Origin of the sequence: Parvibaculum sp. (assembly GCF_002684405.1) — a bacterium.
Lineage (GTDB): Bacteria > Pseudomonadota > Alphaproteobacteria > Parvibaculales > Parvibaculaceae > Parvibaculum.
Genome location: NZ_NYVD01000072.1, coordinates 21,586 through 37,041, shown reverse-complemented (window position 1 = coordinate 37,041; position 15,456 = coordinate 21,586). Strand labels below are relative to the sequence as shown.

Here is a 15,456-nt window from a genome sequence, read left to right as displayed (position 1 = left end):
GTGCCGCCGGTCGCCATGCCGCGGGCGAATTCCTCGGCGCGGCGCGCGCGCTCCTCGAAGCTCCGGGGCAGCAGGCGCGCCAGCTCCTTGGCGATATGGCGCACCGAACGATAGGTACCGCCCGACAAGAGCCGCGCCAGATAGGCGCTCATCGCGCCCACGGGCGGTGCGATGGACATGTCGTTGTCGTTCAGGATGATGATAAGGCGGCTGTCCATGGAGCCGGCATTGTTCATCGCCTCATAGGCCATGCCCGCGCTCATCGCGCCGTCGCCGATCACCGCAATCACATTGTTCTTGCCGCCGGACAGGTCGCGCGCCACCGCCATGCCGAGACCGGCGGAAATGGAGGTGGAGCTATGCGCCGCGCCGAAGGGGTCGTATTCGCTTTCCGAACGCTTGGTGAAGCCGGAGAGCCCGCCGCCCTGGCGGAGCGTCCGGATACGGTCGCGCCGTCCGGTCAGGATCTTGTGCGGATAGCACTGATGGCCGACATCCCAGATCAGCCGGTCGTCGGGCGTGTTGAACACATAGTGAAGAGCCACGGTCAGCTCCACCACGCCGAGCCCCGCGCCCAGATGGCCGCCTGTCTGCGACACGGCGTCGATCGTCTCCGCCCGCAGCTCGTCGGCGAGCTGACGCAGGTCGGATTCGTCGAATTGGCGCAGATCGGCGGGCGTTTTCACCCGGTCGAGTAAGGGGGTGTCAGGCTTAGTGCTCAATACAAACCTCGGCAAATGTGCCGGCCGGACCGAAAAGCGATGAAATCCGGCGGAAAACGGCGCGCCAGCTTACGGCAGCGGCCTAGTTGCGGCGGTTTATAACGAAAACGGCCGCCTCCCGCAAAAGGTCGGCTTTTTGGTCGAACAAATCAAGGTGGCGGACCGCCTGTTCGGCCAGCATGCCGGCCTGGGCCCGGGCCCTTTCGAGGCCCATAATGGAGACGAAAGTGGCCTTTCCCGCCGCTTCGTCCTTGCCCGGCGTCTTGCCGAGATCGGCCGAACTCCCCTCCACATCGAGGAGATCGTCGGCAATCTGGAACGCCAGCCCCATATCGTGTGCGTAGGCGTGAAGTGCATGCAGCGCGGCAGCCGAGGCATGCCCCAGCACGCCACCCGCTTCGCAGGAAAAGGCGATCAGCGCGCCCGTCTTCAGCTGCTGGAGCCGCGTAATGGCGTTCATCTCCAGCGGCTGGCCTTCGCTGCCCAGATCGATCATCTGGCCGCCCACCATGCCGTGGCCGCCAATCGCCCGGGCGAGACGCCGGGTCAGCTCGCAACGCACCCTTGCATCCTCATGCGTCGCTTCGTCGGCGATCAGCTCGAAAGCAAGCGATTGCAGCGCATCGCCCGCCAGCACCGCCGTCGCTTCGTCGAAGGCCTTGTGGACGGTCGGCTTGCCCCGGCGCAGATCGTCATCGTCCATACAGGGCAGATCGTCATGGACCAGCGAATAGGTATGGATGCATTCCACCGCTACGCCGGTGCGCAACGCTGCTTCCTCATGCACATCGAAGAGTTTCGCGCTCTCCTTCACCAGGAAGGGGCGGAAGCGCTTGCCGCCTGCCGTCAGCGCATAGCGCATCGCCTCAAAGACGCGGGCCTCGGGGCCTTCCGGCGCGGGGACCAGGCGGTCCAGCGCGTCGGCAACCTCCAGCGCGCACCCCTCCATGGCACTGTCGATGGTCCGAACCTCACGGGGGTGGTCTGCCATAGGGGATAATGCCTTCCTACTCGACATCCAGCGGTTCGGTGCCCGCCGGATCTCCGTTTTCGGAGAGGCGGATCTTTTCCACCTTGGCCTCGGCCGCCTTCAGCCGCGCCTCGCAATGAGCCTTCAGCGCATTGCCGCGCTCATAGAGGTCGATGGACCTTTCAAGTTCCACATCGCCCGATTCGAGGCTCGCGACGATCTTCTCCAACTGCGCCAGCGCTTCCTCGAAGCTCAGTTTTTCGATCTCTTTCTGAACGTCGGATTTCGCAGCGGCCATAGGTTCGGTCCTTCTGTCGGGCGGTATCGGTGCTTTGTTGTCTCAGGCGCGACCCGCGCCTTACATGGTCAGCATCAGCGCGCGCACATGGGCCCGCGCCGAAGATGCCAGTGCCCCCAAGTCATACCCCCCCTCAAGAGCCGACACAATTCGGCCCTCGCAGAGATCGTCGGCGCAGCGAACCAGCTCGGCGGTCGCGAAGGCGAAATCATCCTCGGTGAGGTTCATATTCGCCAGCGGATCGGCCGCATGGGCATCGAATCCGGCCGAAATCATGATGAAACCGGGCTGGAACGAACGAAGCGCCGGCATGACCTCTTCCACGAAACTCTCCCGGAAGGCGCTGGAGCCGGTGCCCGGCGGCTGGCAGGCGTTGAGGACGTTGCCGAGCCCCCGCTCGCTTGCCCGGCCCGTGCCGGGATAGAGCGGCCATTGGTGCGTCGAGGCATAGAAGAGCGACGGGTCGGTCTCGAAGGCGGCCTGTGTGCCATTGCCGTGATGGACGTCGAAATCGATCACCGCCACCCGCTCGATCCCGTGGACCGCGCGGGCGTGCATGGCGCCGATGGCAATGTTGTTGAACAGGCAAAAGCCCATGGAGGTGCCCGGCTCGGCGTGATGCCCGGGCGGGCGCACGGCGCAGAAAGCATTTCGCGCCCGTTTCGCCATCACCTCATCGACCGCATAGACGACCGCCCCGGCGGCGCGCAAGGCCGCCTCATAGGACCCCGGCGACAGGAAGGTGTCGGCATCGACCCGCCGATAGCCTTCCGCCGGTATGCCGCCCTCCACGATCTCGATGAGTTCCGGCGTATGCACGCGGGCAATCTGTTCATGGGTGGCGCGCGGCGCTTCCACCCGCTGCAACATCATGAACTCCTCGGCTTCCAGCGCGCCCAACACGGCACGCAGCCTGTCCACGCATTCGGGATGCCCGTCGGGGGTCGCATGCTCCAGACAGGCCCTGTGGGAAACGAGAAGTGTATCCATCTTCAGCTTTGCCGATACCAGTCCACGCCGTTTTCGTCGCGCTCGACGGTCGCCAGTCCCCTGCCGATCAGGCAGCGCAGATGGGCCAGTGACTCACCCGTCGCCATGAAGAACACGTCCGACGTGATCTTGCGCTTGAAGAGCGCGGGGAAAACGTCGATCGAGCGGCGCGGTTCGTCGAGCATCTCATGAAGCTTTACGAGGTTTTCCTCATGCTCGTCTATGAGCTGCGTCATACGGGTGTGCAATCCGTAGAAGGGCTCATTATGCGCGGGCAGCACGAGCGTGTCTTCCGGCAGTTCGTCTCGAATGCGCTTGCAGCTTGCGATCCACTCCTCCAGCGGGTTCTCGAAGGCTTCCGTCGGATGAACGCTGACGATGGAGGAAATACGGGGCAACACCTGGTCGCCCGAGATCAGGATCTTGTCGGCTTCGCTGTAAAGGCAGACATGTTCCGGCGCATGACCGGAACCGATCACGACACGCCATGTCCGCTTGCCGATTTTCAGCTCGTCGCCTTCCTTCAGCCGCGCAAAGACATCCGGCAGGCGCGACACGCGTTCGCCGAAATTGCCGAAGCGCTTGGCGTAGCTGTCGATCCCGCGCTGGGAAAAACCCGCCGCGCGGTAAAAATCCAGCGCCTCTTTCGGCGCATCGCGGCCCGTGTCGAGCACTAGGTTGCGGCATTGCAGAAAGTCCGTGCGGGACATCTGCAGCGTGATGTTCCATTTGCGGGTGAACCACCCCGCCAGCCCCACATGGTCGGGGTGCAGATGCGTCACGATGAGGCCGGTAACCGGCTTTCCGTCCAGCTCGTCGGCAAAAATCTGCCGCCAAAGCGCCTTCACATCGTCGGCGGAAACACCCGTATCGACGACAGTCCAGCCGTCCTCGTCCTCAAGTAGCCACAAATTGATATGGTCGAGGGCGAAGGGCAACGGCATGCGCGCCCATTTGATGCCGGGGGCCACATCGACAAGTTCCGCGGGCTGCGGCAGCGCATCCTGCGGGAAGGTGAGGCCGCCCTTTTCGCGCGGCATTTTTACGGATTTGCTCATCCCACACTGATAGGCGCGGGCTGACAGATCGTCAAATCGCCGTTTCCGGACGCTGCGTCAGGCGGGGCTTTTCCCGCTTATCCAGCCAGCGCATCCGCGTCGAGCGTATAGAGCGGCGCGGCCCCGCCCATGACGGCGCCTTTGAGTCCCGCTGCGCCGGACAGGATGCTGCCGGCATAGAATGCGCCGGTCGCAAGCCGCGACTTCGCAAAGCTGTCGTCTTCCGGCAGCGCCGAGGCCTTCAGCGCCCCGCGCGTCAGGAAATGACCGCCCGCAACCAGACCGAAGAGACGCAGATAGGGCGTCGCGCCCGCCATCGCATCGGCCGGCGCGGCCTTGAGCTTCTCCATGATATAGGCGGTCGCCTCTTCCAGCACCGCAATCCCCTCTTCCAGTCCCTCACCCATTCCGGAGAGGTCCGGGCGATTGGATTTGCGGGCCTCTTCCGCCGTCTCGCGCATTTCGGCGATGAAGTCCTTCACCACCTCGCCATTGCCGAGCGGCAGCTTGCGCCCGACAAGATCAATGGCCTGAATGCCGTTGGTGCCTTCATAGATCGGCAGGATACGCGCATCGCGATAGAACTGCGCCGCGCCGGTTTCTTCCACGAAGCCCATGCCGCCATGGATCTGGATGCCGGTGGAGGCGACCTCGACCGCCGCGTCGGTGGAAAATGCCTTGGCGATCGGCGTCAGCAGATCGGCGCGCGCGCGGCCCTTCGCCTTTTCCTCGTCGCTCCCGCCATGATGCGCATGATCGAGGGCCACGCCGGTCGCATAGCAGATCGAGCGGCAGGCTTCCGTCAGGCTCTTCATGCTCATCAGCATACGGCGCACATCGGGCAGCATGATGATGGGCGCCATTTCGTCCGCCGGAACATTCTCCGCGCCCGGCACGCCTTTGGGCGGGCGGCCCTGCTTACGGTCCTGCGCATAGGCAAGCGCGTGCTGATAGGCGGCCTCGGCAATCGCCACGCCCTGCGTACCGACCAGAAGCCGCGCATTGTTCATCATGGTGAACATGCAGGCGAGGCCCTTGTTTTCCTCGCCGATCAGCCAGCCCCGTGCGCCGCCGTTTTCGCCAAAGGACATGACGCAGGTCGGCGACCCGTGAATGCCGAGCTTTTCTTCAAGGCCGATGCAATAGGCGTCATTGCGCTCGCCCAGCGAACCGTCTTCCTTCACCAGGAATTTCGGCACGAGGAAGAGCGAGATGCCTTTCGTGCCCGCGGGCGCGTCCGGCAGGCGGGCAAGCACGAGATGGACGATGTTCTCCGCCATGTCGTGATCGCCATAGGTGATGAAGATCTTGGTGCCGGTGACGAGATAGCTGCCATCCTCCTGCGGCACGGCCTTGGCCTTCAGCGCATTGAGGTCGGACCCGGCCTGCGGCTCGGTCAGGTTCATCGTGCCGGTCCACTGGCCGGAGATGAGATGGGGCAGATATTTCTCGCGCAGCTCCGACGCGCCATGCGCCGTCAGCGCTTCGATGGCGCCTTGCGACAGGATGGGGCAGAGGCCAAAGGAGAGGTTGGAGGCGTTCCACATCTCCTGCATGGCAACCGCCAGCGCACCCGGCAGGCCCTGCCCGCCATAATCCGGCGTCGCGGCAAGGCTACCCCAGCCGCCTTCGACCCATTTCTTGTAAGCCTCGGCAAATCCCTTCGGCGTCTTCACGCCCTCGCCCTTTTCGAGCCGCGCCCCCTCCTCGTCGCCGGAGCGATTGAGCGGCGCCAGCACGTCGCCGGCGAGCTTGGCGCCCTCTTCCAGCACCGCCTCCACGAGGTCGGGGCTCAGTTCGGCAAAATCTCCCTTGCCGGCAAGCTCCGACAGGCCCGCCACATCGTTCAGAATGAAGGCCATGTCACGAACGGGCGCACGATAGGTCATGGGAGAGGCTCCTGAAATCACGGTAGAAAGACAAAACGGGAAAGGCCGCATAGCGATCCCCGCCAGTTTTACGTATTGTCGGGCCGGATTGTAACCCTTCGTCATGCCGCAGCCTGCCCGTTTCGGCCGTGCATGCGAAAGCATGACAAAATCGCGCTTCGATGAGGTCAGATATGTCGATCAGTTATGAAGGCAAGGGAAAGCGCGCCCTCATCACAGGGGCCTCGGCGGGTATCGGGGCGGAGCTTGCCCGGGTCTTCGCCGAGCATGGCTTCGACCTTATTCTGGTCGCCCGCCGCCGCGAGAAGCTGGAGGCGCTGGCCGAAGAGCTGGCGCGCGACATGAAGACCGACTGCCACATCATCGTCGCCGATCTCGGAGACCCCGCAGCGCCGCGCGCAATCTTCGACGAGGTGACATCGCGCGGGCTTCGGGTCGACGCACTGGTCAACAATGCGGGCTATGGCATTCCCGGCTTTTTCCGCGATACCAAGTGGGAGGACCAGGCCGCCCTCATTCAGGTCATGGTCACCGCCGTCGCCGAGCTTTGCCATCTCTTCGGCCCCTGCATGAAGGCGCGAGGCTATGGCCGCATCCTCAATATAGCTTCGGTCGCGGGTCACCTGCCGGCATCCGCGGGCGGGACGCTCTATTCGGCCAGCAAGGCTTTCGTCATCAAACTGTCCGAGGCGCTCCATTTCGAATATCTGGGGACGGGCGTCCATGTGACCGCGCTCTGCCCCGGCTTCACCTGGTCGGAATTCCACGATGTGATGGGCAATCGCGAGGAAATGAACCGGCTGCCGAAATTCCTCTGGCTCGATACGAACCGCGTCGCGCGGGAGGGTTTTCGCGCGGTGATGGAAAACGATCCCGTCTATATCAACGGTTTCGTCTATCGCCTGATTACCTGGTTCGTCGACATTACCCCCGACCATCTTCTCTACTGGCTGATCGGGCGGCAATCGGGACAGAAGCCGACCGCATGACCGTCCCCTGCGTAACAGCGAACGACGAAACCATCGCCGAGGCCGCCCGGGCCTTGCGCGAAGGGCGGCTCGTCGCCTTCCCGACCGAGACCGTTTACGGGCTCGGCGCGGACGCGACCAATGACGAGGCGGTCGCGCGCATCTTCGAGGCCAAGGGCCGCCCGCGCTTCAACCCGCTCATCGTGCATGTATCGGGTAAGGAGGAAGCCGGGCAGCATGTGACCTTCACGCCCGAGGCCGAAAAGCTCGCCGCCGCCTTCTGGCCGGGCGGGCTGACGCTCGTCCTGCCGCGCCGCGCCGACACACCGCTTTCGCTTCTCGTCAGCGCCGGGCTCGATACGGTGGCGATCCGCGTGCCCGCGCATTCGATCGCTCAACGCCTCATTGAGGCCACGGGCCGTCCGCTCGCCGCGCCGTCGGCCAATGCATCGGGCAAGGTGAGCCCCACCCGAGCCGAGCATGTCGTAGAATCGCTCGGCCATTCGCCGCTGCTGGCCATGGTGCTCGATGGCGGCGCTTGCGAGATGGGGCTTGAGTCCACCGTGATCGGTTTCCCCGAAGGCGGCACGCCCACGCTGCTCCGCCCCGGCGCGATCGCGCGGGACGACATCGAGAAAGTGCTGGGCGCACCGCTTGCCGAGGCCGCGCCGCAATCGGACGAGGCGGGACGTTCTTCCCCCGGCCAGCTCGCCAGCCACTATGCGCCCAACGCGCCGATCCGGCTCAATGTGCGCGAGAAAGAGAATGACGAGATATTGCTCGGCTTCGGCCCGGATGCGCCGTCGCTCGGCGCCTCGCTCAATCTCTCCGTGAAGGGCGATCTCACCGAGGCCGCGGCCAATCTTTTCGCCATGCTCCGCGCGTTGGATGAACAGGCCACTGGCCGCCGCCTCGCCGTGATGCCCGTGCCGCACGATGGTTTGGGCGAAGCGATCAACGATCGCCTGTCCCGCGCCGCGGCGGACCGAGGCTGATCAGCCCGCCTCGCCGATCAGGATCGTCGGCACATTGCAGGTCGGCTTGCGGATGGTCGCGACGAAGCTGCCCTTCTTCCGGCCCGTCTTCACATCGGACATGTCATAGCCTTGCGCGGCGAGCCTCGCCTGCACGGCATTGATGTGATGCGCCTTCCAGGCAAGGCCCCAGAAATGGTCTTTCTTGGGCGCGCGCGTTTCGTCCAGCGGCTGCACCACTTCCAGCGTCATGCCGCCTGTGCGGAAGAAAAGCTGGCGCACGCCCCATTCCGGTTTCGAATGATCGAGCGCGAGGCGGATATTCACTCTCTCTTCAAAGAGCGTCTTCACCGCCTCCGCATCGGGTGTCATGACCACCACATGGTCGGCGGCCTGCACGGCCTCGTCTTCGCGGACGCCCGCGCCGAGCGGCGCCATGGGCAGCGCATCCGCCGGGCTCAGATGTTCGATGGCGAAAACCGTCAGCCCGCGCGTCGCTTGCCTGTCGATGAAGAAGCTCTTCCATTCCCGTTTCGCGCCGGTCATCTCGTCGACGCCTTCTGCGGTCGCGACCTTGCCCACGGGCAGCCCCCGCACGGCGAAGGCTTCACGTGCACTCTCGGCATTTGTCACCTGAAGCGCGATACCGAAAACGCCCTCGCCCTTTTCCTCGATGAAGGTGCTCACCGCCGTCGCATTCGGCCCCTCGCCGGTCGCGGCCAGCAATTCCACATAGGTGTTCTCCAGCCGGTAGAGCACGTTGGAAGTACCGCCGCCCGGATGCCCGCCCCGCCATGAAGGTGTGCGCCCGAAAATGCCGGAATAGACCGTCTCGGCCTCGGCAAGATCGGATACGGCGAGGATGATGTGATCGATGGCCGCGACTTCGCGGTCCGCATCGCTTGGATGGGGCATCTTCTTCCTCGCGTCCTTATCTGTTTCCGGGATGGACAAAAATCACATCGCGGAAATCGTCCTTCAGATCTGCCAGCAGTGCGGACAAGTCGCGGAAAGACATGTCCACGATCCGGCGGGACCCTTTATCCTGCATGCTCGCGCGGTATCCGAGGTCTTCGAAGAAGGTGAGAAGCTCTTCGTAATTGTCTCCCGCTTCGCGCAATCCATCGGGCGATACCTCGCAGAAGACGGTCGGTCTGTCGCGCTCGATCGTCTTGCGGGCGCCCTTCAGCACCTTGAAATCGAATCCCTCCGTGTCGGATTTGAGCAGGTCGAGGCGCTGCGTAATGCCATGCTCCGCCAGATAGTCGTCGAGCGCGACGACACGCACTTTTTCGCTGACGCCCGCGCGCCAGACCTGGCCCGGGTTGAAACTGTGGCCACCCGGATTGTCTTCGTCCGTCACCAGTTCCAGCTCGCCGGGTTCATCGCCGAGCGCCGCCTGCTCCGCGGTAATGACAGGTTTGTCTTGCAACGCAATATTCTGCCTGAGCAGACCAAACGTCACCGGATGCGGCTCGAAGGCAAGGACAAGCCCCTCGCCCTTCATCAGGCCGGAAGCGGTGAGCGCGTAATTTCCGAAATTCGCGCCTGCATCGACGACAAATCCGCCCGGCTTCACGAAACTGGCAAACCGCTCCGTCAATTCCTTTTCCCAGCATCCCCGACGGATCAGAACGCGTGTCAGCGTGCCCTTTTTCGGAAAGACAAGCGCCCGATAATAGGGCAACCGCATCACGAAGGAGGCAGAGGGTTTGAATAGATAGAAAAGAATGCGCCAAAGCGCCGAGAGAATCTTCGACTCCGCCATTTTCTGAGTCGGAAACATATTGGCTATCGACTGGAACACGGCCCCCCCGGATTTTTGAGCGTCTTGTCTCAAGGTCTATCCGATATACGGGAAATCGACCAGTTGTTTGCCAGCAGCTATACCGACTAGGCTAAGCCCATCATCATCGACAGAGCCGTCATGCCCCTTCCCGACCAGACCCGCCTCCAGGAAACGCTCACCACCGCCATCGAGGATTTCGGCGTGCCCGGCGCAACGCTGCTCCTCTGGGATGGAGCGGGCTTTGCGGAGGCGAGCGCGGGCGTCTGCAATATCGAGACGAAAGTGCCGGTGACGCCGGACACGCTTTTCCAGATCGGCTCCATCACCAAGCTCTATACCGCCGCGCTTTGCCTGCAGCTCGTGGAGGAAGGCAAGCTGAAGCTCGACGCGCCGGTGCGCGAGACGCTCCCGGACTTCGCGCTTGGGGACGAGGACACCGCGGCGCGCGTCACGCTGCGCCATCTTCTCAACCATACGAGCGGGCTCGACGGCGATTTCTTCAAGGATGCGGGACGCGGCGAAGACCGGATCGCGAAATATGTTGGCCTGCTGAAAGACGTGCGTCAGGTCCATCCGCTCGGCCATATGTTCTCCTACTGCAATGCAGGTTTCGTCGTGGCGGGCCGGATGGTGGAAGCCGCAAGCGGCATGGGCTGGGACAAGGCGATCCGCACGCGGCTGGCAAAACCCCTCGGCACGCCGTCCTTCTCCACCCTGCCCGAACAGGCCATGCGCCATCAGACTGCCATCGGCCATCTGGGCGTGCCCGGCTCGCTCATCGTCACGCCGATTGCCTATCTCGCCCAGTCCAACGCGCCTGCCGGCTCCATGCCCATGGCGCGGGCGCGGGACGTGCTCGCCTTCGCCCGCATGATGATGAACAAGGGCCGGGCGCCGGACGGCACACAAATTCTCCTGCCGGAAAGCGTCGCCGCCATGCACGGCTTCACCGCCGCCTGCCCGGCGGGCATGAATATCGACGCCATCGGCCTTGCGAGTTTCATGTGGGACTGGGACGGCGACGGCACCTACGAGACCTTCGGCCATGACGGCTCCACCATCGGGCAGGCCGCCTGGTTGCGTTATCACCCTGAAAGCGGTGCAGCCTTCGTGCTGCTGACCAATGGCGGCAATGGCAAGGGCATGGCCGACAAGCTGATGGCGGAATATTTCCCGGCGCTCGGCCATATCGCCCCGCCGCACATGCCGCTGGCCGATCCCTCGCTCGACTATGCGGCGGACCCGCTTCTCGGGCGCTATGGCAAGGCGAGCGGCACCATCGATATTTCGCAAAAGGACGGCAGGCTCATCGCGCATCATGCCCCCAGCGCGGAATTCGCCGCGCTTCAGGGTATCTATGATGTGGAGCTTCACCCCGCCGCGCCAGGGCTTTTCGTCGGCGTGCCGCCTGGCTATACGCGCCCTGTGACCTATCATTTTCTGGAAGAAGACCGTTTCGGCCGCGCGCGTTATCTGCATCATGGCGTCCGCGCGCATCCCAGACTGGACGAATAGACTTCATGCCTTCCCAAGAGATATTGCAGCGCTTCCGCGACATCGTCGGCCCGAAAGGCTTCTCCGACGATCCGGAGACGCTTGCCCCGCATCTTGTCGAACAGCGCGGGCTCTACAAGGGCAAGACCAGCGCCATACTGAGCCCGGCGAATGTGGATGAAGCCGCCGCGATCATGAAGCTCGCGCAGGAAACGAAGACGCCCATCGTGCCGCAGGGCGGCAATACCGGGCTCGTCGGCGGGCAATTGCCGTTCGAGGCGGGCGAGGAACTTATCCTCTCGCTGTCGCGCATGAAGGCGGTACGCGCCATCGACACCGACAACAACACGCTCACCGTGGAAGCGGGCGTCACGCTTCTCGACGCGCAGGAAGCGGCGGCGGAGGCCGACCGGCTCTTTCCGCTGAGCCTGGCGTCCGAAGGCTCCTGCCAGATCGGCGGCAATCTTTCCACCAATGCGGGCGGTACGGCGGTGCTTCGCTATGGCAATGCGCGCGACCTCGTACTCGGTCTCGAAGTCGTTCTCGCCGACGGGCGCATCTGGCACGGGCTCAAGGGCCTCCGGAAAGACAATACGGGCTACGACCTCAAACAGCTTTTCATCGGCTCGGAAGGCACGCTGGGGATCATCACCGCCGCCGTGCTGAAACTTTTTCCGCGCCCCCGTGCCGTGGAGACCGCCTTTGCCGCCGTGCCGAGTGTGGAGGCCGCCGTTTCATTGCTGCGTGTCGCGGAAAGGGAGTCCGGCGGCATGGTCTCGACCTTCGAGCTTGTGCCCCGCATCGGCGTCGAGTTCGTGACGAAGCATCTCGATGGCGCAGAAGACCCCCTCGAAAAGCCGTCGCCCTGGTATGTGCTGATCGAGATGACGGCGGGCCGCAAGGATGCGGGGCTAGCGGAAACCATGGAGGCCACGCTCGCGGCAGGCATGGAAAAGGGCCTCGTCACCGATGCGGCCCTTGCGCAGTCCGACACGCAGCGCACCGCCCTCTGGACCTTGCGCGAAAGCCTTTCCGAAATTCAGAAACGCGAAGGCGGTTCCATAAAGCATGACGTGTCCGTGCCCGTCTCATCCATGGCCGCCTTCATCGAAAAAGCGAGCGAGGCCGTGCAAAAGGAAATGCCGGGCATCCGCCCCGTTCCCTTCGGCCATATCGGCGACGGCAATGTGCATTTCAATCTCAGCCAGCCCGACGGCATGGACAAGAACGCCTATCTTGCCCAGTGGGACCGCATGGCAGGTATCGTCCACGACATCGTGCGCGAGATGGGCGGCTCGATCAGCGCCGAGCATGGCGTCGGCCGCATGAAGCGCGACGAAATCGCCGCCACCAAGGATCCCGTGGAAATCGAAATGATGCGCACGCTGAAACGCGCCTTCGACCCGGCGGGCATTCTCAATCCGGGCAAGGTGGTGTCGGCTGACTAATCCGCGCCGCGCTTCATCGCGCTGCCGATGGGCAGGTTTTGCGCGGCGACGATCAACACCTTGTCGATGCGTGGCCCGTCCATATCCACCACTTCGAAGCGATAGCCGTTCCAGCCGAAATATTCGCCCTCGCGCGGCAGCCGCCCGAACCAGTTATAAAAGACGCCGGCCAGCGTGTTCACTTCCGGGCTGTCGTCGCCCGGCAGCCTGGTAAGGCCCAGCAGGCGGCGCACTTCGTCCACCGACACCACGCCGTCGATGATGTAGGAGCCGTCGTCGCGCTGCACGACCGCGTCATTCGCCGCATCGGCATGTTCGGAGATGTCGCCGATCATCGCGAAGAATACTTCGCTCATGGTCAGCGTGCCGACCACGTCGCCATATTCGTCGATGATGAACCCCATGAACATCTGGTTCGATTGCAGCACGGAGAGCGCCTTCAGCGCGGACGCCGTACGCGGGATATAGAGCGGCGGCGACATTTTCTGGAACAGGACGTCGTTCGACTTCGGCGTTTCCACATGGAAGAGGTCTTCCACGCGGATCATGCCGACGGGCGGGCCGCCAGCGCCGCGCCGCACCGGGTAGCGCATGCTCTGATAGCGCCTGATGGCTTCCAGATTGCTCTCCACCGGCGCGGTCGTATCGAGCCAGACGAGCTGCACGCGCGGCGTCATGATTTCGCTGACATGCATGTCACCCATGCGGAAGACGCGATGCACGATATCGCGCTCCACCCCCTCGATGGCACCGGTCGCCGCGCCCTCTTCCACCAGATGTTTGATCTCGTCTTCCGTCACCTTCGGCACTTGCTGGCCGGTGATTCCGTAAAGCCGGACCACCGCTTCGGTGGACCAGGAAAGGAACGTCACCGCCGGGCGCAGCGCACTCGACAGACCCTTCATCGGGCGGGCGATCGCCGAGGCGATGCCTTCCGGGTTCGACAGCGCGATGCGCTTGGGAACCAGCTCGCCCAGAATGAGCGAAAGATAGGTGATGATGATGACGACGAGGCCGAACGCAACCGGTCCGGCATAAGCGCCGACATAAGGCAGCGGTTTCAGCACCTCCGCAACAGGGGTCGCCAAAGTCGCGCCACCGAAGGCGCCGGTAAAGACGCCGACCAGCGTAATGCCGATCTGGACGACGGAGAGGAAACGGCCGGATTCGCGCTGCAGCTTGAGCGCCGTTTCCACGCCACCCGTCACGCCGCCATCGCGCTTGCGGGCGCTTTTCAACGCGAGCAGGCGCTGGCGGCTGGATGAAACCACCGCCATTTCCGACATGGAGAAAAACCCGTTCAGCAGGATCAGAACGAGAAGGATGATGACGTCAGACAGCATGGGGACCCCGGCGGCGCATGGTCGCCTAATTATAGGGTAGGACAGCCTTGGGCGCGACTGCGCTAAATCCATACGGCCGGACCGGACTTTCATGTTAGCTTCACGCGCTTTCCCGGATCGCCTTACGGAGAAAGCGAATGACCGAAAAACGGCCCGAAACCGCCCCCGAAACGTCCAGTGCGGAGGACTTTACCCTCCGCGACGCGACCATCCGCGACGCCGCCGCCCTCGACGTTCTATGGCAGGCGGCGGGCCTCACCCGTCCATTCAACGATTCACATCAGGACATTGGCTTTGCCCTGGCCGGCCCTGCCTCGACCATTCTCGTCCTGGAACGCGAGGACCGGCTCGGCGCCAGCGTCATGGTGGGCCATGACGGACACCGGGGCGCGGTCTATTACGTCTCGGCCGATCCCGCGTTCCGCCATCTGGGTCTCGGCACCCGCATCATGCAGGCGGCGGAAGACTGGCTGAGCGCGCAGGGCGTCTGGAAATTGAACCTCATGATCCGGCCCGACAATGAGGGGGTGCGGGCTTTTTACGAGATGCTCGGCTATGAGGTCGAAGAACGCATCGTCATGTCGCGACGCCTCAAGGACTGAGGCTCAAACCGGCGTATAGATGACGAGTTTCAGCGCCGGGTCGTCATTGGCCTGAAAGCTCGCATATTCGAAACTCAATACGCCCTTTTCCGGGTGGCGCAGCACCTTGCGCCCCGCCGCACCATGGCGGATGTCATGCGCCTCCCACCATTGCACGAATTCGGGGCTCCCCTCTCTCAGCCGGGCCAGCAAATCGACAAAGGCCGGATCGCCCGCCCACAGATCATGCGTGGCGCGGAATTCCGCCACCATGCGTTTGGCTTCCCCCTCCCAGCTCTTGCCGAAGAGGCGGCGCGTCTCGGGGTTGGTCAGCATACCGATCAGGATGTTCCGATCCTGAGGCGCATGGCCCGAAAAGGCGAACAGCTCGTCCGCCGCCTCGTTCCAGGCCAGCACATCCCAACGCCGCCCGGTGACATAGGCCGGCTTGTTCAATCCCTCCACGGCACGCCTGACCGTCAGCGGCAGTTTTTCGGGCGCGAATGCCGGCTGTCCCCCGTTCCGGGTCAGATCCCGCAAATGCGCGTGTTCGTCCTCGCCGAGCCGCAGTGCGCGCGCCAGCGCGTCCACCGTGGTGACGGAGGGGCTCACCGTCCGGCCCTGTTCGAGGCGGATGTACCAATCGACGCTGATGCCTGCGAGTTCCGCCACTTCTTCCCGCCTCAGCCCCGCCGTCCGGCGGCGGCGGCCCGCGGGCAGGCCCAGCATTTCCGGGCTCAGCCTTTCCCGGCGCGAGCGCAGGAAATTGCCCAGTTCGTTCCGGCTGTGGTTTTCCATCCCGTCCTTTTGCATCGGATCGCCCTTCTCGGGGAGGGATTGCATAGTCCTAGGATAATACTAGGCCTGAATGCGTTTGGAAAGCGCTGCCATGATGAAGCATCAGGACCGAAAGACGGCCACCGAAACGAGCC

15 protein-coding genes are annotated in these 15,456 nt (G+C 63.7%); 5 read left to right on the top strand and 10 right to left on the bottom strand.

Going from position 1 to position 15,456, the window contains the following annotated elements; all coding sequences use genetic code 11:
* The 6 genes from CMI59_RS06180 to CMI59_RS06155 form a co-directional block, all read right to left on the bottom strand.
* The coding region (locus tag CMI59_RS06180) for a 1-deoxy-D-xylulose-5-phosphate synthase N-terminal domain-containing protein (protein ID WP_293326150.1) at positions 1 to 722 on the bottom strand (722 nt) is incomplete at its 3' end.
* 82 nt (positions 723 to 804) lie between these two features.
* On the bottom strand, positions 805 to 1,713 hold the full coding sequence (locus CMI59_RS06175) for a polyprenyl synthetase family protein (protein ID WP_293326147.1): 909 nt from the start codon (positions 1,711 to 1,713) through the stop codon (positions 805 to 807).
* Positions 1,714 to 1,729: 16 nt separating this feature from the next.
* Entirely contained in the window at positions 1,730 to 1,990 is a 261-nt protein-coding gene (locus tag CMI59_RS06170) for an exodeoxyribonuclease VII small subunit (RefSeq protein WP_293326144.1), read from the bottom strand.
* A gap of 60 nt (positions 1,991 to 2,050) precedes the next feature.
* Positions 2,051 to 2,980, bottom strand: a complete 930-nt coding sequence (locus CMI59_RS06165; RefSeq protein WP_293326142.1) for a histone deacetylase family protein — start codon at positions 2,978 to 2,980, stop codon at positions 2,051 to 2,053.
* Between the two features lie 2 nt (positions 2,981 to 2,982).
* Complete coding sequence (locus CMI59_RS06160; protein ID WP_293326139.1) at positions 2,983 to 4,038, bottom strand: MBL fold metallo-hydrolase; 1,056 nt, start codon at positions 4,036 to 4,038, stop codon at positions 2,983 to 2,985.
* A gap of 77 nt (positions 4,039 to 4,115) precedes the next feature.
* Positions 4,116 to 5,927, bottom strand: a complete 1,812-nt coding sequence (locus tag CMI59_RS06155) for an acyl-CoA dehydrogenase (RefSeq protein WP_293326136.1) — start codon at positions 5,925 to 5,927, stop codon at positions 4,116 to 4,118.
* A gap of 173 nt (positions 5,928 to 6,100) precedes the next feature.
* Here CMI59_RS06155 and CMI59_RS06150 point away from each other — a divergent pair, with 173 nt between their 5' ends.
* Positions 6,101 to 6,916, top strand: coding sequence for an SDR family oxidoreductase (locus tag CMI59_RS06150; RefSeq protein WP_293326133.1), 816 nt, complete (start codon positions 6,101 to 6,103; stop codon positions 6,914 to 6,916).
* Positions 6,913 to 7,890, top strand: a complete 978-nt coding sequence (locus CMI59_RS06145) for an L-threonylcarbamoyladenylate synthase (protein WP_293326131.1) — start codon at positions 6,913 to 6,915, stop codon at positions 7,888 to 7,890. Before CMI59_RS06150 ends, CMI59_RS06145 begins: the two co-directional genes overlap by 4 nt.
* Here CMI59_RS06145 and CMI59_RS06140 read toward each other — a convergent pair whose 3' ends face one another.
* Positions 7,891 to 8,784 carry a VOC family protein gene (locus CMI59_RS06140; RefSeq protein ID WP_293326128.1) on the bottom strand — a complete coding sequence of 298 codons (894 nt, stop codon included), beginning with the start codon at positions 8,782 to 8,784 and terminating at the stop codon, positions 7,891 to 7,893.
* A gap of 16 nt (positions 8,785 to 8,800) precedes the next feature.
* Positions 8,801 to 9,637 carry an FkbM family methyltransferase gene (locus CMI59_RS06135; RefSeq protein WP_293326125.1) on the bottom strand — a complete coding sequence of 279 codons (837 nt, stop codon included), beginning with the start codon at positions 9,635 to 9,637 and terminating at the stop codon, positions 8,801 to 8,803.
* 159 nt (positions 9,638 to 9,796) lie between these two features.
* Between CMI59_RS06135 and CMI59_RS06130 the strand changes: the two genes are divergently transcribed.
* Positions 9,797 to 11,173 carry a serine hydrolase domain-containing protein gene (locus CMI59_RS06130; protein WP_293326122.1) on the top strand — a complete coding sequence of 459 codons (1,377 nt, stop codon included), beginning with the start codon at positions 9,797 to 9,799 and terminating at the stop codon, positions 11,171 to 11,173.
* 5 nt (positions 11,174 to 11,178) lie between these two features.
* Positions 11,179 to 12,600, top strand: coding sequence for an FAD-binding oxidoreductase (locus CMI59_RS06125; protein WP_293326120.1), 1,422 nt, complete (start codon positions 11,179 to 11,181; stop codon positions 12,598 to 12,600).
* On the opposite strand, the gene CMI59_RS06120 is transcribed toward CMI59_RS06125, so the two are convergent.
* Entirely contained in the window at positions 12,597 to 13,943 is a 1,347-nt protein-coding gene (locus CMI59_RS06120) for a hemolysin family protein (RefSeq protein ID WP_293326117.1), read from the bottom strand. The genes CMI59_RS06125 and CMI59_RS06120 overlap by 4 nt on opposite strands.
* 137 nt (positions 13,944 to 14,080) lie before the next feature.
* Between CMI59_RS06120 and CMI59_RS06115 the strand changes: the two genes are divergently transcribed.
* The gene (locus tag CMI59_RS06115) at positions 14,081 to 14,545 is read left to right on the top strand and encodes a GNAT family acetyltransferase (RefSeq protein ID WP_293326113.1); all 465 of its coding nucleotides are present in this window, start codon (positions 14,081 to 14,083) and stop codon (positions 14,543 to 14,545) included.
* A 3-nt stretch (positions 14,546 to 14,548) separates the two neighbouring features.
* Here the strand turns inward: CMI59_RS06115 and CMI59_RS06110 are convergent, their stop codons facing one another.
* Complete coding sequence (locus CMI59_RS06110) at positions 14,549 to 15,337, bottom strand: helix-turn-helix transcriptional regulator (protein ID WP_293326111.1); 789 nt, start codon at positions 15,335 to 15,337, stop codon at positions 14,549 to 14,551.
* Between the last annotated feature and the right edge of the window lie 119 nt (positions 15,338 to 15,456).